This is a genomic window from Bradyrhizobium yuanmingense (genome assembly GCF_025200905.1).
GTDB classification, from domain to species: Bacteria; Pseudomonadota; Alphaproteobacteria; order Rhizobiales; family Xanthobacteraceae; genus Bradyrhizobium; species Bradyrhizobium yuanmingense.
The window spans coordinates 4,614,246-4,632,270 of the sequence record NZ_CP104173.1; the positions used below are offsets into that span (position 1 = coordinate 4,614,246).

At 64.9% G+C, this 18,025-nt stretch carries 19 protein-coding genes; 10 read left to right on the forward strand and 9 right to left on the reverse strand.

From position 1 onward, the window contains the following. Position 1 precedes the first annotated feature (1 nt). Together N2605_RS21770 and N2605_RS21775 are read left to right on the forward strand one after the other, a co-directional pair. Positions 2 to 892, forward strand: coding sequence for a crotonase/enoyl-CoA hydratase family protein (locus tag N2605_RS21770; RefSeq protein WP_036045899.1), 891 nt, complete (start codon positions 2 to 4; stop codon positions 890 to 892). 137 nt (positions 893 to 1,029) lie between these two features. Beyond that, the gene (locus N2605_RS21775) at positions 1,030 to 1,476 is read left to right on the forward strand and encodes a hypothetical protein (protein WP_225114408.1); all 447 of its coding nucleotides are present in this window, start codon (positions 1,030 to 1,032) and stop codon (positions 1,474 to 1,476) included. Here the strand turns inward: N2605_RS21775 and N2605_RS21780 are convergent. The 3 genes from N2605_RS21780 to N2605_RS21790 all read right to left on the reverse strand — a co-directional run bounded on the left by N2605_RS21780 (position 1,465) and on the right by N2605_RS21790 (position 3,885). Further along, positions 1,465 to 2,439: an NADPH:quinone oxidoreductase family protein gene (locus N2605_RS21780; protein ID WP_225157088.1), complete on the reverse strand. Its 975-nt coding sequence runs from the start codon at positions 2,437 to 2,439 to the stop codon at positions 1,465 to 1,467. The two genes, N2605_RS21775 and N2605_RS21780, sit on opposite strands and share 12 nt — an antisense overlap. Then, positions 2,439 to 3,047, reverse strand: coding sequence for a 2-hydroxychromene-2-carboxylate isomerase (locus N2605_RS21785; RefSeq protein WP_260343069.1), 609 nt, complete (start codon positions 3,045 to 3,047; stop codon positions 2,439 to 2,441). The genes N2605_RS21780 and N2605_RS21785 overlap by 1 nt, the downstream gene beginning before the upstream one ends. Before the next feature lie 136 nt (positions 3,048 to 3,183). After that, positions 3,184 to 3,885 carry a glutathione S-transferase N-terminal domain-containing protein gene (locus N2605_RS21790; protein ID WP_260343071.1) on the reverse strand — a complete coding sequence of 234 codons (702 nt, stop codon included), beginning with the start codon at positions 3,883 to 3,885 and terminating at the stop codon, positions 3,184 to 3,186. A gap of 118 nt (positions 3,886 to 4,003) precedes the next feature. On the opposite strand from N2605_RS21790, the gene N2605_RS21795 reads away from it, so the two are divergent. Further along, entirely contained in the window at positions 4,004 to 5,026 is a 1,023-nt protein-coding gene (locus N2605_RS21795; RefSeq protein WP_225139802.1) for a methionine synthase, read from the forward strand. A gap of 25 nt (positions 5,027 to 5,051) precedes the next feature. Here N2605_RS21795 and N2605_RS21800 read toward each other — a convergent pair whose 3' ends face one another. Genes N2605_RS21800 through N2605_RS21810 form a run of 3 tightly spaced genes read right to left on the reverse strand, consistent with a single transcriptional unit; the run spans position 5,052 to position 7,039 of the window. Beyond that, positions 5,052 to 5,714, reverse strand: a complete 663-nt coding sequence (locus N2605_RS21800) for a hypothetical protein (RefSeq protein ID WP_225132682.1) — start codon at positions 5,712 to 5,714, stop codon at positions 5,052 to 5,054. 23 nt (positions 5,715 to 5,737) lie between these two features. Further along, positions 5,738 to 6,265: a xanthine phosphoribosyltransferase gene (gene gpt, locus N2605_RS21805; RefSeq protein ID WP_036015348.1), complete on the reverse strand. Its 528-nt coding sequence runs from the start codon at positions 6,263 to 6,265 to the stop codon at positions 5,738 to 5,740. 36 nt (positions 6,266 to 6,301) lie between these two features. Beyond that, positions 6,302 to 7,039, reverse strand: coding sequence for a competence/damage-inducible protein A (locus tag N2605_RS21810; RefSeq protein ID WP_225139801.1), 738 nt, complete (start codon positions 7,037 to 7,039; stop codon positions 6,302 to 6,304). A gap of 278 nt (positions 7,040 to 7,317) precedes the next feature. On the opposite strand from N2605_RS21810, the gene N2605_RS21815 reads away from it, so the two are divergent. The 6 genes from N2605_RS21815 (at position 7,318) to N2605_RS21840 (ending at position 12,942) form a co-directional block, all read left to right on the forward strand. Then, complete coding sequence (locus N2605_RS21815; RefSeq protein WP_260343080.1) at positions 7,318 to 8,736, forward strand: circularly permuted type 2 ATP-grasp protein; 1,419 nt, start codon at positions 7,318 to 7,320, stop codon at positions 8,734 to 8,736. Between the two features lie 4 nt (positions 8,737 to 8,740). After that, the gene (locus N2605_RS21820) at positions 8,741 to 9,685 is read left to right on the forward strand and encodes an alpha-E domain-containing protein (protein ID WP_036015356.1); all 945 of its coding nucleotides are present in this window, start codon (positions 8,741 to 8,743) and stop codon (positions 9,683 to 9,685) included. A gap of 197 nt (positions 9,686 to 9,882) precedes the next feature. Continuing rightward, positions 9,883 to 10,731, forward strand: coding sequence for a transglutaminase family protein (locus tag N2605_RS21825; RefSeq protein WP_036029799.1), 849 nt, complete (start codon positions 9,883 to 9,885; stop codon positions 10,729 to 10,731). Between the two features lie 67 nt (positions 10,732 to 10,798). Further along, the gene (locus tag N2605_RS21830; RefSeq protein ID WP_260343084.1) at positions 10,799 to 11,206 is read left to right on the forward strand and encodes a carboxymuconolactone decarboxylase family protein; all 408 of its coding nucleotides are present in this window, start codon (positions 10,799 to 10,801) and stop codon (positions 11,204 to 11,206) included. 192 nt (positions 11,207 to 11,398) lie between these two features. Further along, complete coding sequence (locus N2605_RS21835; RefSeq protein WP_036015360.1) at positions 11,399 to 12,157, forward strand: proteasome-type protease; 759 nt, start codon at positions 11,399 to 11,401, stop codon at positions 12,155 to 12,157. A gap of 26 nt (positions 12,158 to 12,183) precedes the next feature. Next, the gene (locus N2605_RS21840) at positions 12,184 to 12,942 is read left to right on the forward strand and encodes an SDR family oxidoreductase (protein ID WP_260343087.1); all 759 of its coding nucleotides are present in this window, start codon (positions 12,184 to 12,186) and stop codon (positions 12,940 to 12,942) included. A 241-nt stretch (positions 12,943 to 13,183) separates the two neighbouring features. On the opposite strand, the gene N2605_RS21845 is transcribed toward N2605_RS21840, so the two are convergent. Further along, the gene (locus tag N2605_RS21845) at positions 13,184 to 14,422 is read right to left on the reverse strand and encodes an MFS transporter (RefSeq protein WP_260347468.1); all 1,239 of its coding nucleotides are present in this window, start codon (positions 14,420 to 14,422) and stop codon (positions 13,184 to 13,186) included. Between the two features lie 160 nt (positions 14,423 to 14,582). On the opposite strand from N2605_RS21845, the gene N2605_RS21850 reads away from it, so the two are divergent. Beyond that, on the forward strand, positions 14,583 to 15,833 hold the full coding sequence (locus N2605_RS21850) for a NupC/NupG family nucleoside CNT transporter (RefSeq protein WP_225132683.1): 1,251 nt from the start codon (positions 14,583 to 14,585) through the stop codon (positions 15,831 to 15,833). A 120-nt stretch (positions 15,834 to 15,953) separates the two neighbouring features. Here the strand turns inward: N2605_RS21850 and N2605_RS21855 are convergent, their stop codons facing one another. Together N2605_RS21855 and N2605_RS21860 are read right to left on the reverse strand one after the other, a co-directional pair. After that, positions 15,954 to 17,153, reverse strand: coding sequence for a rhomboid family intramembrane serine protease (locus N2605_RS21855; protein WP_260343091.1), 1,200 nt, complete (start codon positions 17,151 to 17,153; stop codon positions 15,954 to 15,956). A 151-nt stretch (positions 17,154 to 17,304) separates the two neighbouring features. Beyond that, entirely contained in the window at positions 17,305 to 17,832 is a 528-nt protein-coding gene (locus N2605_RS21860; RefSeq protein ID WP_260343093.1) for a cupin domain-containing protein, read from the reverse strand. Positions 17,833 to 18,025: the final 193 nt, after the last annotated feature.

Here is an 18,025-nt window from a genome sequence, read left to right on the forward strand (position 1 = left end):
CATGGCGTATGAGACCATCAAGTACGAGGTCGCCGATCAGATCCTCACCATCACGTTGAACCGGCCCGACAAGCTCAACGCCTTCAACGCGCAGATGCAAGCCGAACTGATCGACGCGTTCGACACCGCCGACAAGGATGATAACGTCCGCGCCATCATCGTCACCGGCGCCGGCCGCGGCTTTTGCGCGGGCGCCGATCTCTCCTCCGGTGCCGACACGTTCGATCGCGACGCGCGGCGCGGGCCGGTCAAGCGTTTTGCCGACGGCAAGGTCGACTATAGCGACCCGCAGGTGCGTGACGGCGGCGGCCAAGTGACGTTGCGCATCTTCAAATGCCTCAAGCCCGTGATCGCGGCGGTGAACGGCCCGGCCGTCGGCATCGGCGTCACCATGCAGCTCGCGATGGACATCCGCATCGCCTCAGAGGCCGCGCGCTTCGGCTTCGTGTTCTCCCAGCGCGGCATCGTGCCCGAGGCGGCCTCGAGCTGGTTCCTGCCGCGCATCGTCGGCATCTCGCAGGCGCTGGAATGGTGCTATTCGGGCCGTGTCTTCCCGGCGCAGGAAGCGCTTGCGGGCCGCCTCGTCAGCAAGGTCGTGGCCCCCGATGATCTGCTGCCGACCGCCCGAGCGCTCGCCAAGGAGTTTGCGGCAAAGACCGCGCCGGTGTCGGTCGCGCTGATCCGCCAGATGATGTGGCGCATGATGGGCGCCGACGATCCAATGGAAGCCCACAAGGTCGACAGCCGCGGCATCTACGCCCGCGGCCGCTCGGACGACGTCAAGGAAGGCGTGGTGTCGTTCCTGGAGAAGCGTCCCGCGCACTTCAAGAACAAGGTGTCCACCGACATGCCGGATTACTTCCCGTGGTGGACGGAGCGCGAGTACAAGTGACGAGCGCGTAGCGCGCCTTAACGCGCAACTCGGCTGTTTGATCCATGCCAAGTGCGCATGGACAGTCGGTCGACAGGCCTGCTGCATCGCAAAACCACCTTGCGCTATCGTTCGCATCGCACAGGGAAGCGATGCCGATGCAACTTTGCCTGCGAATGGCGGCTCTCGCGCCACTCGTCCTTGCCGGCTGTGCCGAGCAGGACGCCGAGTGGGCGCAGCGCGGACGAGCCAGCTTGATCGGTCTCGACCAGTCGGCGATCCGCATGTGCGCCGGCCTGCCGGCCGGAACCGCCAAGGACGGTTCGGGCGAGATCTGGATGTACGAGCACGCGGCGAGCCCTCCCGGCGGCATCGCGCCGCCCACGCTCACGCTTCCGCCCGGCCTGAATATCGGAGGCCAGGCGCCGTCGGGCTATTGTCGCGTGCAGTTGCGCTTTGCTCGCGGCAAGGTCACCGAGGTGCAATATGCCGGGAATACCGACATCGGAAATGCGCGTGACGCCGTCTGCGGCCAGATCGTGCGGACCTGCCTCGGCTATGCGCCGGGCGGCCGCGACACCGTCGCGCGGACGTCACATCAGTAGCGCGACGCGTCCGATCGCCTTGCGGTCGAGCAACAACCGCATCGCCTTCGCATAGTCCTTAAGCGGCAGGCGGTGCGAGACGTTGGGGCGCAGCTTGCCCTCCTCCGCCCATTGCAAAAGCGCCTTCAGGCGGACCTCGCCGAGCGCAGGATTCTTCCGCACCGCTTCGCCGGCGCGTACGCCGAGCACGCTGGCGCCCTTGATCAGCAACAGATTGGTCTTGGCCGAGCCGATGCCGCCGGTGAAGCCGATCACCAGGAGCCGCGCGCCCCAGGCGATGCAGCGCATCGAGTCTTCAAAGACCTCGCCACCGACGGGGTCGAACACGACGTCGGCGCCGCGGCCGTCGGTGATGCGCTTGACGGCATCGCGGAACGGCTCGCGGTCGTAGCGGATGAGATGATCGGCGCCGCGCGATTTCGCGATTCCGAGCTTCTCGTCGCTGGAGGCGGTCGCGATCACGGTCGCGCCCAGCATCTTGCCGATCTCGACGGCGGCAAGGCCGACGCCGCCGCCGGCACCGTGGACCAGCAGCACCTCGCCCGGCGCGACCCGGCCGCGATCGATCAGCGCGTGATAGGCCGTGCCGTGGCCGGCGAGATAGGTGGCAGCCTCCGCATAGTCGAAGGTGGACGGCATGGGAGTGAGCTGCGACGGCATCACCACCGCTTCATCCGTGAAGGCACCAAAGCGCATCTTCACGATGACCTTGTCGCCGACGGCAACGCCGCTTGCCTCCGATGCCACCTCGGTGACGTCGCCGGCCGCTTCCATGCCCGGCGTGAACGGCAGCTCCGGCTTGAGCTGGTATTCGCCGGCGGCCATCAGCACGTCGGGGAAGTTCAGCCCGGCGGCGCGGATGGCGACGCGCACCTCGCCCGGCCTCAGCGCGCGCGACGGAAACTCCTCCAACAGCAAACGCTCGGGCGCGCCGAGTTCGCGGCAGACGACGGCGCGCACCATCAGGCCGCGCTCGCCTTGCTGCGCAAAAGCGCTTCGCGGATCAGCGGCAGGCGGTCATTGCCGAAATACATGTCGGTCTTGTTCACGAAGATCGTCGGCGAGCCGAAGCCGCCGCGCGCGATGACCTCCTCGGTATTGGCCTTGAGCTGGTCCTTGATGCCCTGCTCGGCAATACCGGCGAAGAACTTCTGCTCGTCGATGCCGACCCTCCTGCAGATCTCCGCAAGCACCGCGTCCTGCGAGATGTCCTTGTCCTCGCCCCAATAGGCCTCGAACACTGATGTCGCGAACGGCACCATGTCCTGACCGAGCCAGAGGCAGCCGCGCATCACCTTGACGCTGTTCACCGGGAACACCGTCGGTGGCATCTTGATGGCAAGACCCGCCGAACGTGCCCAGTCGGCGAGGTCCTTCTTCATGTAGCGCGCCTTCAGCGGCACCGGCTTCTCGCGCTGGGCATAGACGCTCGGATTGACGGTGTTGAAGATGCCGCCGACCAGGATCGGACGCCAGGTGATGTCGGCCCCGAACTCCTTGGCGAGCGGTTGGATGTTGTGGAAGGCGAGATAGGTCCAGGGGCTGGAACAGTCGAAGAAGAATTCGATCATGGGGGTTCCTTTTTGCTGTCATTCCGGGGCGCGCCGCCTTTGGGCGCGAGCCCGGAATCCATTTCGCCTCTCGTTACGCTGCCTGATGGATTCCGGTCTCGCGACTTCGTCGCGCCCCGGAATGACGGCGTGGCCGTCACTTCCTTCCCAGCACTTCCTTAGCCCGTTGCCCGAACATGATCTTGCGTGATTCCTCGTCGAACGGCTCCTTCACGAATTTTCCGATCGCAAGCCCCGCCTGCACCTGCGGCCTTGCCCGGACCTCGGCATACCAGCGTTTCACATTGGGATAGTCGTCGAGCGTAAAACCCTGCGCCTTGTGGGTCATGGTCCAGGGGAAGCAGGCGATGTCGGCGATGGAATAGTCACCGGCGACATGGGCGCCGGTCCTGGCCAATTGGCGATCGAGCACGCCGTAGAGCCGCGCCGCCTCGTCGCGATAGCGCTCGATCGCGTAAGGGATCTTCTCGGCCGCATAGAGCGCGAAATGGCCGTGCTGGCCGAGCATCGGCCCGAGGCCCGCCATCTGCCACATCACCCACTGGATCGTGCTGGAGCGGCCGCGCCAATCGGCGGGCAGGAAGCGGCCGGTCTTCTCCGCGAGATAGATCAGGATCGCGCCGGTCTCGAACGCGGAGAACGGCGCGCCGCCATCAGCGGGCGCGTGATCAACGATCGCGGGAATGCGGTTGTTCGGAGAGATCGCCAGGAACTCAGGATTGAACTGCTCGCCGGCGCGGATGTTCACGGGGATCACCCGATAGGGAAGCCCGAGCTCCTCCAGCATGATCGAGATTTTCCAGCCGTTCGGCGTCGGCGCGTAATAGAGGTCGATCATGGGCCTTCCCTTGCGCCGTCCCTATCGCTGCCGCCAGCCAATGACGACTTTTGTTGTTCTGTACCTCGACGTTAGGACATGGCAGGAAGGGGCGCAACAACCCGCCGGGAGGGCCGCCATGCTGTTTCCAACCACGATCGCCGGCTCCTTGCCGAAGCCGGAATGGCTCGCCGAGCCGAACATGCTCTGGGCGCCCTGGAAGTCCGAAGGCGACGAGCTCGCCCGCGCCAAGCGCGATGCGACGCTGATCTGGCTGAAGATCCAGGAGGACGCCGGCATCGACATCGTCACCGAAGGCGAACAGGCCCGGCAGCACTTCGTGCACGGCTTTCTGGAGAAGATCGAGGGCATCGATTTCGCCCACAAGGTCGAGATGGGCATCCGGAAAGACCGCTACAAGGCGATGGTGCCGCAGGTGGTCGCGCCGCTGCGGCTGAAGGACCGCGTCCATGCCTTCGAGGCGCGCGTCGCGCGCACGCACACCAGGAAGCAGCTGAAATTCACCCTGCCCGGCCCGATGACGATCATCGACACCATTGCCGACCGCTATTATGGCGACAGGGTCAAGATGGCCTTTGCCTTCGCCGAGCTCTTGAACGAGGAAGCCAAGGCCTTGCAGGCCGACGGCGTCGACCTCGTGCAGTTCGACGAGCCCGCCTTCAACGTCTACATGGACGAGGTCAACGATTGGGGCATCAAGGCGCTGGAGCGCGCCGCGGAGGGCCTCACCTGCGCCACCGCCGTGCACATCTGCTATGGCTACGGCATCAAGGCCAATACGGACTGGAAGGAGACGCTCGGCAGCCAATGGCGGCAATACGAGCAGATCTTTCCGGCCATCGACGCAAGCCCGATCCAGCAGGTCGCGATCGAGTGCCGCAATTCCAAGGTGCCGCTCGACCTGCTCGCGCTGCTGAAGAACAAGATCGTGCAGGCCGGTGTCATCGACGTCGCCAGCGACACGGTGGAGACGGCCGAGGACGTCGTGAAGGTGATCGAGGCGGTGTCGCAATTCGTGCCCAAGAGCAACATCATCGCCACCACCAATTGCGGCATGGCGCCGATGCGGCGCGAGATCGCCGAAGCCAAGCTGGTGGCGCTTGGCGCCGGCGCGGCGCTGGCGCGCGAGAGGCTGGGGTGATGGCGGTGATCCGCAGGTCGCTCGGCTAGTCCGGAGCGGTCGGATGCAACGCCGGTCGATATCCGGCGCTGAACGCCCGTAATGTGGATGGAGGCGTCAGCAGCATCGCACTCGACAGTTCGTGCTCGGTACGGGCATAGCCGGCTGGCGACCAAAGCAGCGGCCGGCCTTTCGTCACAAGATAGCTCTGCTCGCCCTGCTGCACCATCACGCCATCGGGTAAGTCTGCGAGCGGCCCTCGCAGTGGGTGCAGGCGCTTACGGCCGTGATCCAGACGCTCCAGGTGCAGCTTTGCGTCCATCGACTTTGCGCTCACCTTGCTTGCGCCGTTTCCCCTCTCCCATGCCGCGCGAAACCGGTTGGCATCGTCACGCCGGCAGAAGAAGCATGGGCGATGTCCGGCAGCAAAGGCGGTGGCTTCGTCGAGGAAGAACAGCTCGGTCCAGCTCCGCCGCGCCATCACCGGCCGCCGCCAGCCGCGGAATTCGCACAGGCATGTGATCCAGGCCGGCGTCGACCAGCGCTTCTTCAACAGCGTCTTCGTCGCGGGATCGTGGATGATGCCGCGATTGCCGGTGAACAGGCCGCGGTGTGGGGTGGCGATGATGTCGCCGGTGGGCGTGACTCGGTTCTGGAGGGGGCGAGTGGCGAATGGCGAATGGCGAATGGGGTCGGTGTTACTCGCCATTCGCTACTCGCCATTCGCTCTGGTCACGCCGCGCCGTCGCGCAGCGGCGGGTGGTAGGACAGTGCTGTGTCCCAGGGGAAGAAGATCCAGGTGTCCTGCGAGACTTCGGTGATGAAAGTGTCGACCAGCGGGCGTCCCATCGGCTTGGCGTAGACGGTGGCGAAATGCGCATCGGGCAGCATCTCGCGCACCATCCTGCCGGTCTTGCCGGTATCGACGAGGTCATCGACGATCAACAGGCCCTTGCCGGTGCCGCCGCCGAGCGTCATTGTCGCCTCGGAAATGCCCTTGAGCACCTGGAGCTCGCCCTGCTTGTTGTGGTCGTAGCTGGCGACGCAGACCGTATCGATGACGCGCACCCCTAACTCGCGCGCCACGATCGCGGCGGGCACCAGGCCGCCGCGGGTGATCGCAATCACCGCATGGAACGGACCGACCTCGTTGAGCCGCCAGGTCAGCGCCCGGCAATCCCGGTGGAACTGGTCCCACGAGACGGGGAAGGCCTTGCCTGCCCGCTCCTGCGCACTCAGTTCCGGTGCTTCACCAGCCATCGCCTGTCTCCTGCAATCTCGTCCGGCAATTCCCTGCTAGCGGTTGACGTTCAATCCCGCCAGCATTTCCTTCACCGCGGCCATTGCCGCCGCGAGCTTCTCGGGATCGCGCGAGCGCACCACCAGATTGGTGTTGGGCTTCTGCTCCTCGTCCATGAAGGGATAGCTGCCGATGATGGTGTCGGGATGGGCGGCAGCGATCGCCCGCAGCGGCCCGCCGATGTCGCCCTCGCGCGCATTGGCACGGACGGAGTCCGACAGCATGCGCACGCCCGACTTCAGCTTGGGCGAGACGATGTCCATCATCGCTTGCATGATCGAGGGCACGCCGGCCATGACGATGACGTTGCCGATCTTGAAGCCGGGGGCGAGGATGGTCGCGCTCTGGATCAGCTCGGCGCCCTCGGGAATGCGGGCCATGCGTAGTCGGGCCTCGTTGAGGTCCTGCTCGCTCCAGCGCTCGCGAAAGCGGGCGACCACTTCCGGATGATGGTCGATCCCGACGCCGAACGCCTTGGCGACGGCATCTGCGGTGATATCGTCATGGGTCGGCCCGATGCCGCCCGTGGTGAAGACGTAGGTGTAGCGATGCCGCAATGCATCCAGTGCAGCGATGATATCCGGCTCGTCGTCGGAGACGATGCGGACCTCCTTCAGGTCGATGCCGATATTGGTCAGGTATTCGGCGATGAAGCCGATATTCTTGTCCTTGGTCCGGCCGGACAGGATTTCGTCTCCGATGACCAGAATGCCCGCCGTGACGATCTCGCTCATGCCTTAAGTCCCTCACCTGTGACGCCGACTTTGCCGAGGTAACGCGTTGAAGTCACGCGGTTTTGCTTCTGAAATAAGCAGTCTTCAGCCATTTTTTCAGGCACGCCGCCGGCCGTCGCCGGCAAATGCCCCCTCTCCATGCTTATCGCGCTGGCCCGGCCCTTGCTACCACATGAAAGTCATGCACTGTTGACGCATGGCCACAGGACGTTGCGGTCTCATCAAGGCTGACGCGACCTGGCGCATGGCGCAACGCCTGGGGAGACAAGTCGGGATCTATGGCAGTCGCGTTTGACGAAATGAACATTCCCGGCGGGGACCTCCGCCCCGCCTATCAGGAGCTGGCGCGCTGGCTCAAGGAGACGCCTCCCGAGGCGCTCGAATATCGCCGCCAGGAGGCCGAGCTCCTGTTCCGCCGGATCGGCATCACCTTCGCAGTCTACGGCGATTCCGAGTCCACCGAGCGCCTGATCCCCTTCGATGTGATTCCGCGGATCATGTCCGGCAAGGAATGGGCGCTGCTGGAGAAGGGCCTGAAGCAGCGCGTGCGCGCGCTCAACATGTTCCTGCGCGACATCTATCACGGCCGCGACATCCTCCGCGCCGACATCGTGCCCGACGATCTGATCTTCCAGAACCCGGTGTTCCGGCCCGAGATGAACGGCCAGCAGGTGCCGCACGACGTCTACGTGCACATCGCCGGCATCGACATCGTCCGGGTCGACGCCGAGGACTTCATCGTGCTGGAGGACAACGCCCGCACGCCGTCGGGCGTGTCCTACATGCTGGAAAACCGCGAGATCATGATGCGGCTGTTTCCGGATCTGTTCGCCCGCCACCGGGTGGCGCCGGTCGAGCGCTATCCGGACGAGCTGCTCGCAGCGCTCCGCTCGGTCGCGCCGCAAAGCGCCTCCGGCGAGCCGACGGTCGCCCTGCTCACCCCGGGCGTCTACAATTCGGCCTATTACGAGCACTCCTTCCTCGCCGACAAGCTCGGCATCGAGCTGGTCGAAGGCCGCGACCTTGTCGTCAAGAACAACGAAGTGTTCATGCGGACGACGGAAGGGCTGAAGCGGGTCGACGTGATCTATCGGCGCGTCGACGACGACTTCCTCGATCCCCTCACCTTCCGTCCCGATTCGGTGCTCGGCGTGCCCGGACTGATGTCGGCCTACGCGGCCGGTAACATCACGCTCGCCAACGCCGTCGGCACCGGCATCGCCGACGACAAGGCGATCTACTCCTACATGCCCGACATCGTGAAATTCTATCTCGGCGAGGAGCCGATCCTGAAGAACGTGCCGACCTGGCGCTGCCGCGAGCCAAAGGACCTCGCTTATGTGCTGGACAATCTAAGCGAGCTCGTCGTCAAGGAAGTGCACGGCTCCGGCGGCTACGGCATGCTGATCGGCCCCGCCGCGACCAAGGCGACGATCGAAGCGTTCCGCGACAAGCTCAAGCGCGAGCCGGAAGGTTTCATCGCCCAGCCGACGCTGGCGCTTTCGACCTGCCCGACCTGCACGGCGTCCGGCCTCGCTCCACGTCACGTCGATCTTCGCCCCTTCGTGCTCACGGGCAGCAAGAGCACGACCATCGTGCCGGGCGGGCTCACCCGCGTCGCGCTCAAGGAAGGCTCCCTGGTGGTGAATTCGAGCCAGGGCGGCGGCACCAAGGACACCTGGATTCTGGACGAGTAGAGAGATGCTGTCGCGTACCGCCGAAAACCTCTACTGGCTCGCCCGCTACGTCGAACGGGCCGAATATCTGGCGCGCACCATCGATGCGACCTTGCGCGTCACCGCGCTTCCCGCCGCCTATATCGGCAAGACCAATGAATGGGATTCGGCGCTGCTCACCGCTGGCGTCGCCGCGAGCTTCTATCAGGCCTATGAGGAAGCCAACGAGCACAACGTCGTCGAGTATCTCTCCTTCTCCCAGAACAACCCGTCCTCGATCCGAAACTGCATCGAAGCGGCGCGGCTGAACTCGCGCTCGGTGCGCACGGCGCTCACCAGCGAGATGTGGGACACCATCAACTCGGCCTGGATCGAGCTTCAGGCTGTGTGGAGCAAGGGCACCTCGACACGCGAGGACCTCGCAAAATTCCTGCGCTTCGTGCAGGAGACCTCGCTGCGCTTCGACGGCTCGGCCTATCGGACCATGCTGCGCAACGACGCCTATTGGTTCTCGCGCATGGGCGTGCACCTGGAGCGGGCGGACAACACCGCGCGCATCCTCGACGTGAAGTATCACGTGCTGCTGCCCGAGGAGGAGCATGTCGGTGGGCCCCTCGATTTCTACCAGTGGAGCTCGATCCTGCGCTCGGTCTCGGCGCTGACGGCTTATCACTGGGTCTATCGCGAGACGCTGAAGCCCTGGCTGATCGCGGACCTGTTGATCCTCAACGACACGCTGCCGCGCTCGCTCGCCAGCTGCTACGGCAACCTCGTGCGCAACCTCGACCAGATCGGCGTCGCCTATGGCCGCCAGGGCCCGGCCCAGCGCCACGCCCGCGGCATCCGCAACCGGCTGGAACACAGCAACATGAACGACATTTTCCAGCATGGCGTGCATGAATTCATTCAGGAATTCATCGCGGACAATTCCAGGCTGGGCGAAATCATCACGAAGCAGTATTTGATCTAATGTCGCTCGACTGACGACAGGGGATATTGTCATGGCCGGGCAAGAGCGCGAAGCGCGTCTTCGCGCTAGATGTCCCGGCCATCCACGTTCTTGCTTTTGCGCGACGAGGAAGAACGTGGATGCCCCGGGACAAGCCCGGGCATGACGAGCTTCTTTGCGACGGCAGTCACGCCTTACAACAAACGACACGGTCCACCATGCGCCTGCGAATCCAGCACACCACGACCTATCGCTACGAGCCGCCGGCCACCAGCGTGATCCAGATCCTGCGCATGACGCCGGGCAGCCATGACGGGCAATACGTCGCGGAATGGCAGATCGACGTCTCCACCGACACCAAGCTCGACATGCATGAGGACGCGTTCGGCAACGTCACCCACGTGCTGTCCTGCGGGCCGGTCGGCGACATCCAGATCATTGCCGAAGGGCTGATCGAGACTCACGACACCGGCGGCGTGCTGCGCGGCAGCGACGAGCGTTTTCCCCCCGGCATGTTCCTGCGCGTCACCGACCTCACCTCGGTCAATCCGGCGATGACGGCGGTCGCGCGCCAGTTGCGCAGCGAGGCCGAGAGCGACACGCTGGGCTTCCTGCACACGCTGATGACGCAGGTGGCCGATCACATGACGTTCGACGAGGACCCGACCAACAGCGGCACGTCCGCAGCGGAGGCGTTCACGCTCAAGCGCGGGGTCTGCCAGGATTACGCGCACATCTTCATCGCCTGCGCCCGCGCCGGCGGCGTGCCGGCGCGCTTCGTCTCCGGACATTTCCTGCGTGCGGACGACACGGTGCACCAGGACGCCGGCCATGCCTGGGCAGAGGCCTACGTGCCCGATCTCGGCTGGGTCGGCTTCGATCCCGCCAACAGCATCTGCGCCACCGACGCGCATGTCCGCCTCGCGATCGGGCTCGACTATCTCGGCGCGGCCCCGGTGCGCGGCACGCGCTACGGCGGCGGCACGGAAACGCTGACGGTGGCGGTGAAGGTCGAACAGGCCGGCCGCGGCGGGCAGTCGCAATCGCAGTCCCAGCGGCAGAGCTAGGAGTCGCCAGCCGAACACATTTCGGCGTGCTACATTTGCGGCGTCAAATCAGACCCGCGAGGTAGCCATGGCGACAGTGAAAATGCTTTCAGACGATGAACTCTCGACTGAAGCGCGCGCCGTTTTCGACGACATCCGCAGGGTGCGGAAATCGGACTTCGTCAACAATTTCTGGCGCGCGCTGGCGCATGATCCGAAGACGCTGCGGCGGACCTGGGAGAGCATCAAGGAGGTGATGGCTCCCGGCGCGCTCGATCCCAAGGTCAAGGAAATGCTCTACGTCGCGGTGTCGATCGCGCATGGCTGCAGCTATTGCATCCACTCCCACACGGCCGCGGCACGGGCCAAGGGCATGAGTGAGGCCGAATATGGCGAGCTGCTCGCCATCATCGGCATGGCCGCGGAGACCAACCGGCTGGTGACGGCGCTCGGCGTGCCGGTTGATGAGGCGTTTCTGGTCGACGCAGCTGACTAGCTTGCCGTCTCGCACCGTCATTCCGGGGCGCGCGTAGCGCGAACCCGGAATCCATCTGGTCGCAGAGTTGGTGGAGGAATGGATTCCGGGCTCGCGACTTCGTCGCGCCCCGGAATGACGGGCTTAATCGGGGGTTGGAGTGGCCCTTGAAATTGGCTAGTAATTCCGCGCAAACGCGTTCGGGGACTGGAAATGACCTATTGCTGCGGAATCCTGGTTCGGGACGGTCTGGTGATGATCGCCGATACCCGCACCAATGCCGGCCTCGACAATGTCTCAACCTTCCGCAAGCTGCACATCTTCTCCAAGCCCGGCGAGCGCATCATGGCGATCGCCAGTGCCGGCAACCTCGCCATCAGCCAGTCGGTGCTGTCGACGCTGACCGAGGGCCTCGAAGATCCCAATACGGGCGAGATCGAGACGCTGATGAACGCGCCGACCATGTTCCAGGCCGCCCAGCGCATCGGCCGGGCGATCCGGGCGGTGCATGCCACCGAAGGGCCGGCGCTGAAATCCGAGGACGTGTCCTTCGACGTCTCCTTTCTGTTCGGCGGCCAGATCAAGGGCGCGCGGATGCGCCTGTTCATGGTCTACACCGCCGGCAATTTCATCGAGTGCACCACCGACACGCCCTACCTGCAGATCGGCGAGCACAAATACGGCAAGCCGGTGCTCGACCGTGCCATGCATTACGACGTCGAGCTCTACGAGGCGCTGAAGACGGGCCTGATCTCGATGGATTCGACGATGCGCTCGAATCTCGGCGTCGGCCTGCCGATCGACGTGCTGGTGGTGCGCAACGATGCCTGCGAGGCCGATCTCAACCACCGCATCGAGGCAGGCGAGCCCTATTTCCACGACCTGCGCTCGCGCTGGTCGGCGGCCTTGCGCGCGGCGCATCAGAACATTCCGCGCCCGCCCTACAAGAACGACAAAGAACCCAAAACCTGACAGCAGAAGAGAAAAGGCAGGAAACGATGAGTGAAGCGAAAAAGATCGCATTGGTGACGGGCGCCGGCACCGGCGTCGGGCGCGCGGCGTCGCTGGCGCTGATGAACACCGGCTTCACCGTGGTGCTCACAGGCCGCCGGCTCGACATGCTCGAGGAGACGGCAAAGCTCGGTCCCGCGGGAAAAAGCCTCTGCGTCACCGCCGACATGACCAAGCCGGACTCCATCGCCGCGCTGTTCGACAAGGTGAAGGCGACCTACGGCCGGCTCGACGTGCTCTTCAACAATGCCGGCATGGGCGCGCCGGCCGTCAAATTCGAGGATCTCAGCCTCGAGCAATGGCAGGCCGTGGTGAACACCAACCTCACCGGCCCGTTCCTGTGCACCCAGCACGCCTTCCGCATCATGAAGGATCAGACCCCGCGCGGCGGCCGCATCATCAACAACGGCTCGATCTCGGCGCACGCGCCGCGGCCATTCTCGGCGGCCTACACCTCGACCAAGCACGCCATCACCGGCCTCACCAAGGCCAGCAATCTCGACGGCCGCATGTACGACATCGCCGTCGGCCAGGTCGACATCGGCAATGCCGCAACCCCGATGACCGACCGCATGGTCAACGGCCCCGGCGTGCTGCAGCCCGACGGCACCACCAAGCACGAGCCGCGCATGGACGCGAAAGCAGTCGGCGATGCCGTGGCCTACATGGCCAGCCTGCCGCTCGATGCCAACGTGCTGACCATGACGGTGATGGCGACCAAGATGCCGTTCGTCGGGCGGGGCTGAACAAAAAAGCGCGAAAACAACCCCATGCACAGTAGGCGTCAAGAGGCGCCTGCTGCTGCCGGGCTGCGGGCGTCCCGCGAGTTAAGTCCCCACGCCATCTCAATAATCGTCATTGCGAGCGCAGCGAAGCAATCCAGGCTGCCGCCGCGGTGAGATTCTGGATTGCTTCGTCGCATCAGCGCAAAATTGCTACGCAATTTTGTCGCGAGCTCCTCGCAATGACGTTGAGAGAGCGGAGCGCCTACTCCAGGCTCTCCACCTTGCGCAGGGCTGGAAACAGCTTCATCCAGAGCAGCGCCACTGCGACGGTGGCGACGCCGCCGAGCACAGCGGCGGGCATGGCGCCGAGCAGCGCGGCTGCCACTCCGCTCTCGAACTGGCCGAGCTGGTTCGAGGCGTTGATGAACAGGAAGTTCACCGCGCCGACGCGGCCGCGCATCTCATCGGGCGTCGACAGCTGCACCAGCGAGAAGCGGATCACGACGCTGATCGTGTCGGCCGCACCGAGGATTGCAAGCGACAGCACCGACAGCCACATCCAGGACGACAGCGCGAACACGATGGTGGCGAGGCCGAACACGATCACGGCCTGGAACATGCGGAGGCCCACATGCCGGGAGATCGCGTGGCGCGCCAGCACCATGGTCATCAGCAAGGCACCGACCGCAGGCGCGGCGCGCAGCACGCCTAACCCGACCGGGCCGGTCTGGAGGATGTCGCGGGCATAGATCGGCAGCAGCGCCGTGACGCCGCCGAACAGCACGGCGAACAAATCGAGCGAGATGGTCCCGAGGATCGCCGGGTTGCTGCGAATGAAGCGGACGCCGGCGAAGATGTTGTCCGAGTCCATCCCCTCCCTCGCGATCGCCTGCGGGCGCGGCCGGATGAAGCCGGTCAAGATCATCCCCAAGACCCAGAACAGGACCATCACGGCATAGGCAAGGTGCGGGGCGACCGCATAGGCGATGCCGCCGAGCGCGGGGCCCGTGATGGTCGCGAGCTGCGCCGCCCCGCTGGAGACGGCAGTGGCGCGCTGGAGCGAGCCCTGCGGCGCGATCAGCGGCAGCAGCGCCGCCGTGGTCGGGCTCTCGAACGCGCCGGCGATTCCGAGCAGGAAAGTCGCGATGAAGATCTGCACTTCGCTGACCGCGCCGAGATAGGTGATGGCCCCGAGATAGAGCGCGGTCGCGGCCTCCACCAGCTGGCAGAGCTGGACGACGCGCTTGCGCTCGTAGCGATCGGCGGCGTGGCCGGCGACGAACACCAGAAGCGCGGTGGGCAGGAACTGGACGAGACCAACCATCCCGAGGTCGAACGCCGAGCCGGTGAGATCGTAGATCTGCCAGCCGATCGCGACGGCCGCGATCTGGCTGGAGAAGCGCGACAGGCTGCGCGAGAGCAGGAAGAACAGGAAAGCGGGATGGCGGAGGAGCTCACCGGCGGTGACCGGTCGATGTCCGGATATTGGCTGCTCTGGCATCGCCTCTTCGGTCACGCTCGGACCGCTCTTTCCCTCGATATCGAAGGCCCCCGGGGTGGCCGAGGTGGCCCCGCTTGTCAACACTGGTCGTTCCCGGCTGCTCCCGGCATTGCCTTTGCAACGCATGGGCGGCCATAATCATCGAGGGGCTTGAGACATCATGCTGCGCCTGCAATCTGCACTCGGCATTTTCGCATTGCTGCTGATCGCCTTCGCGCTGGCGGAAAATCGTCGCGCGGTGTCGCTGCGCCAGGCGGCGATCGGCCTTGCCGCGACCTTCGTCACCGCCCTCGTGCTGCTGAAGCTGCCGGTCGTCGCCCATGCCTTCGGCGCCATCAACGAGGCGGTCGGCGCGATCTCGGCGGCCTCGCGGGCCGGCTCCGCCTTCGTGTTCGGCTATATCGGCGGCGGACCCCTGCCCTTCGACCTGAAGGCGCCAGGCGCGGACTTCATCCTGGCGTTCCAGGCACTGCCGATCGTGCTGGTCATGAGCGTGCTCACGACGCTGTTGTTCTATTGGCGCGTGCTGCCGCCGATCGTCCGCGGCATGGCCTGGCTCTTGGAGCGCACCCTCGGCGTCGGCGGCGCCGTCGGGCTTTCGACCGCCGCCAACATCTTCCTCGGCATGGTCGAGGCACCGCTGTTCGTGCGGCCGTATCTGGCACAGATGACGCGCAGCGAGTTGTTCCTGGTCATGACCGGCGGCATGGCGGGCATCGCCGGCACCGTGCTGGTGCTCTATGCGACGCTGCTGGCGCCTCTCATTCCCGACGCCGCCGCGCATTTCGTCATCGCCTCGGTGCTCGGCGCACCGGCGGCGATCCTGGTCAGCCTGATCATGGTCCCTGAAACCTCCGACAAGCGCACCGGCGGCGCGCTGGAGGATCCGCAAATGGAGGTCGCCAGCACGATGGACGCGATCGTGAAAGGCACCAGCGCGGGCATCGAGCTGCTGATCAACATCGTCGCGATGCTGCTGGTGCTGGTGGCGCTGGTCTATCTCGTCAACGCAATCCTCGGCCTGCTCCCGCACGTCGGCGGCGCCGCGATCTCGCTGCAGCGGCTGCTCGGCCTCGTCATGGCGCCGGTGTGCTGGCTGATGGGGTTGCCGTGGGATCAGGCGATCACCGCCGGCAGCCTGATGGGCACCAAGACGGTGCTGAACGAATTGATCGCCTATGTCGACTTCTCGAAGCTGCCGCCCGATACGCTCGATCCGCGCTCGCGCCTGATCATGCTCTATGCAATGTGCGGCTTCGCCAATTTCGCCAGCCTCGGCATCATGATCGGCGGCTTAGGGGTGATGGCACCGGAGCGGCGCGAGGAGATCAATGCGCTGGGGCTGAAGTCGATCGTGTCGGGGACGCTCACGACGTGCCTGATGGGAGCGGTGGTGGGGGTGTTGGCGTAGGCTCTCTTTCCACGCGTCATTGCGAGCGAAGCGAAGCAATCCAGACATGCGTCCGCGGAGACAGTCTGGATTGCTTCGTCGCAAGAGCTCCTCGCAATGACGGCGGCGAGAATCTTTGCCTCAACCGCACAATTTCGACTTCTGCAGGATGCGACGCACCTCAGGCACCTTGGAACGGCACGGCTCGGCCGCCATGGCCTTTGCCTCGCTGGTTCGCCCCTGCACCCACAGCAACACCGCTATCAAGCCCTGCGCCCCGGAGCGCACCGGCCCACCCGCTACGTCCGAAGCTGCGAGCGACATGGCGGTTTGCGCTTCCCTCTCGGCGGCATTGATATCCGCTTGTTCCAGGAAGAAGACAGCACGGTAGACGTGAGCCCGCGCGTCTTTCGGGTAGCGGCTAACGAGATCGAGCGACCGGCTGGCCATCTCGTCGCCCTTCATCGGCACTTCCGAGGCGCGGATATAGTGCGCGGCATCGGCCATGTAGGCCGAATAATGCGCGGCGGCGAAGCCGGCGCAGATGAGAGATCCGATGGATCCTGCCAGCAAGGTCATGCTCGCGCTCCGCGGCAGGCTGTCATAGGACCAGAAGGCGAGCCACGGCGTGACGGCGAGCGCGGCGCCGGCCACCGCACCGCCTGCGTGGGCGTAATAGTTGACGTTGCCGGAAGCGCCAAAGGCCATTGGCAGCAGTGCGGGAACACCGAAGAACAGCGACGTCTTCAGCCTCGATATGGTCTGATCGGCGTCCGCTTCGGGATCGAAGCTCGCCACGAACAGCGCGGCGATCAGCCCGGTGATGGCGCCGGACGCACCGACGCCGACCGTGCCGGGGCCGTTGCCCAGCAGCGAGCCGGCCTCTCCGGCCAATGCACTGGCAACGAAGATCAAAGCAAACCAGCCGCGGCCGATCAGCGACTCCAGCCTGACGCCGACGATGAACAGCGCCACGCAGTTGCTCACGAGGTGCCACCCGCTGCCATGCAGAAGCGGCGCAAGGCCGATTCGCCACCACTCTCCCCTCCCGACGACGAGATCGTAGCCGGACGCCCCCTGAGCGATCAGCGAGCGGACATCGAGATCGCCGTCCCGCGCGATGTCGATGGCGAGACTACGCTGCAGAACGAAGATCAGGAGCAGACCGAAGATCAGGCCGATGGTGAGGAAGGGGATGTCGGCCAGAAGCTTGTTGTCGGCAAAAAGCGTCTCCTCGCTGGAAGAGGGCTTCTCTATGGCGATCGGCGCGGCGGCGGCTTGAAACGATGCTCTTGGAGCTGGCGCTACGGTGCCGCGTCGGCCAAAAGTGTTGGTCGCCATGAAAGCATTTCCCGCGTTGACACAGCCTTGAGTTGACGCGAGAGGTATTTTCGACTGGTTAGCACCAGGCTTGCGGGGCGGCCGAAATCATCCCGATTGCTGACCGCCCGGTTTCTCGGATCGACCGCATTTTAGCGATCGAGAGTTGCGCTTACGCCTTCAGCTCCACCGTCTTGAACTCAGCGGGGAGGATCACCTCCAGCAGCTCCACGTCGTCCGAATAGTCCAGGATCATGTGTCTGATCTTCGGCGGCTGGGTCCAGGCGCTGCCTTGCTGCATCAAGGTCTCGCCCTGCCCGTCCATATAGGTCTTCACCCAGCCCTTGAGCACGTAGACCATCTGGAATTCGACGTCGTGATAGTGGAGCTTGGACACCTCGGCCCGGTTGCAGGGACCTTGCAGGCGGATCACATGCGCCTGCGCGAGGCCATGGGTCGCCTCGCCGATGCCGAGATCGCGATACTTCGCGTAGGCGCGCAGGCCGTCGGCCTTGAAGTCTTCCTCGCGGTGATGGCTGACGGCGATGCGCTGCTTCGGACGTGCGGGCTTTTTCGCAGCGGCAGTGCGCGCCTTCGCCTTCACGGCCTTGCGTGCCGAGGATCGCGCCGCCGCCTTGGCGCCACTCCGCTTCTTCACCGCGGTCTTCAATGCGGGCCTCGATGCCTTTTGCTTGGCCATTGTCTGCCTCCCTGTTTCTGAGCCGCCGTCGCGCGGTATGGCTTGAAGGTCAGCTTATCCAGTCGTGGGCGAGGCAGCAATCGCAGACCTGGTCGTGTTGAGTAGTGCCGCATCCGCGCTGTCACCCTCCCCCTCCAGGACCCTCCCCTGGAGGGTAAGAGGCTGAGGCCAATCACGCGATCACCGCATCGCT

Bases quoted from the DNA above. Each gene is read 5' to 3' on its own strand.
- N2605_RS21835 (WP_036015360.1), top strand. From the start codon at position 11,399: ATGACCTATTGCTGCGGAATCCTGGTTCGGGACGGTCTGGTGATGATC.
- N2605_RS21800 (WP_225132682.1), bottom strand. From the start codon at position 5,714: ATGGCGAGTAACACCGACCCCATTCGCCATTCGCCATTCGCCACTCGC.
- N2605_RS21820 (WP_036015356.1), top strand. From the start codon at position 8,741: ATGCTGTCGCGTACCGCCGAAAACCTCTACTGGCTCGCCCGCTACGTC.
- N2605_RS21825 (WP_036029799.1), top strand. From the start codon at position 9,883: ATGCGCCTGCGAATCCAGCACACCACGACCTATCGCTACGAGCCGCCG.
- N2605_RS21810 (WP_225139801.1), bottom strand. From the start codon at position 7,039: ATGAGCGAGATCGTCACGGCGGGCATTCTGGTCATCGGAGACGAAATC.
- N2605_RS21860 (WP_260343093.1), bottom strand. From the start codon at position 17,832: ATGGCCAAGCAAAAGGCATCGAGGCCCGCATTGAAGACCGCGGTGAAG.
- N2605_RS21770 (WP_036045899.1), top strand. From the start codon at position 2: ATGGCGTATGAGACCATCAAGTACGAGGTCGCCGATCAGATCCTCACC.
- N2605_RS21780 (WP_225157088.1), bottom strand. From the start codon at position 2,439: ATGGTGCGCGCCGTCGTCTGCCGCGAACTCGGCGCGCCCGAGCGTTTG.
- N2605_RS21790 (WP_260343071.1), bottom strand. From the start codon at position 3,885: ATGATCGACCTCTATTACGCGCCGACGCCGAACGGCTGGAAAATCTCG.
- N2605_RS21785 (WP_260343069.1), bottom strand. From the start codon at position 3,047: ATGATCGAATTCTTCTTCGACTGTTCCAGCCCCTGGACCTATCTCGCC.
- gpt (WP_036015348.1), bottom strand. From the start codon at position 6,265: ATGGCTGGTGAAGCACCGGAACTGAGTGCGCAGGAGCGGGCAGGCAAG.
- N2605_RS21830 (WP_260343084.1), top strand. From the start codon at position 10,799: ATGGCGACAGTGAAAATGCTTTCAGACGATGAACTCTCGACTGAAGCG.
- N2605_RS21840 (WP_260343087.1), top strand. From the start codon at position 12,184: ATGAGTGAAGCGAAAAAGATCGCATTGGTGACGGGCGCCGGCACCGGC.
- N2605_RS21855 (WP_260343091.1), bottom strand. From the start codon at position 17,153: ATGGCGACCAACACTTTTGGCCGACGCGGCACCGTAGCGCCAGCTCCA.
- N2605_RS21815 (WP_260343080.1), top strand. From the start codon at position 7,318: ATGGCAGTCGCGTTTGACGAAATGAACATTCCCGGCGGGGACCTCCGC.
- N2605_RS21850 (WP_225132683.1), top strand. From the start codon at position 14,583: ATGCTGCGCCTGCAATCTGCACTCGGCATTTTCGCATTGCTGCTGATC.
- N2605_RS21845 (WP_260347468.1), bottom strand. From the start codon at position 14,422: ATGCCAGAGCAGCCAATATCCGGACATCGACCGGTCACCGCCGGTGAG.
- N2605_RS21775 (WP_225114408.1), top strand. From the start codon at position 1,030: ATGCAACTTTGCCTGCGAATGGCGGCTCTCGCGCCACTCGTCCTTGCC.
- N2605_RS21795 (WP_225139802.1), top strand. From the start codon at position 4,004: ATGCTGTTTCCAACCACGATCGCCGGCTCCTTGCCGAAGCCGGAATGG.